This is a genomic window from Pseudoalteromonas sp. GutCa3 (genome assembly GCF_002836155.1).
Lineage (GTDB): Bacteria > Pseudomonadota > Gammaproteobacteria > Enterobacterales > Alteromonadaceae > Pseudoalteromonas > Pseudoalteromonas arctica.
The window spans coordinates 1-419 of the sequence record NZ_PJBK01000004.1 but is presented as its reverse complement, the minus strand read 5'-3'; the positions used below and the strand labels follow the sequence as shown (position 1 = coordinate 419).

At 42.5% G+C, this 419-nt stretch carries 1 protein-coding gene; it reads left to right on the top strand.

Annotated elements, in window-relative coordinates:
* Nucleotides 1–47 precede the first annotated feature (47 nt).
* Nucleotides 48–419 (top strand): IS4/Tn5 family transposase DNA-binding protein (locus tag CXF64_RS00020; RefSeq protein WP_370661185.1); only part of this gene is annotated, 372 nt, incomplete at its 3' end.

Sequence of the window (419 nt, the reverse complement as noted above, 5' to 3'; positions counted from 1 at the left end):
TCAATGTCATGATCAGATCTTCAAATCTTGTTTGAGGGCACATTATGATTAACGAACATACTCATTGGGCAAAACAACAATTCGGTAAATCGGACTTAGGTGATCCAAGAAGAACAGCGCGTCTGGTAAAGTTAGCATCAACGCTTGCAAATGAACCAGGAAAACCACTTGTAAACATCACTCAATCCCCCGCCGATATGGAAGGTGCCTACCGCTTTATTCGCAACGAGAATATTGACGCAACGGCTATAGCAGAGTCAGGCTTTAAAGCCACGGTTGAACAAGCAAAAAGTCATAACTTATTGCTCGCATTAGAAGACACGACCACACTAATTTATAAACATTCCTCCATTCGAGATGATTTGGGTCATGTCGGACGAGGAGCAAAACAACGAGGCTTGTTAGCTCATAGCGTATTA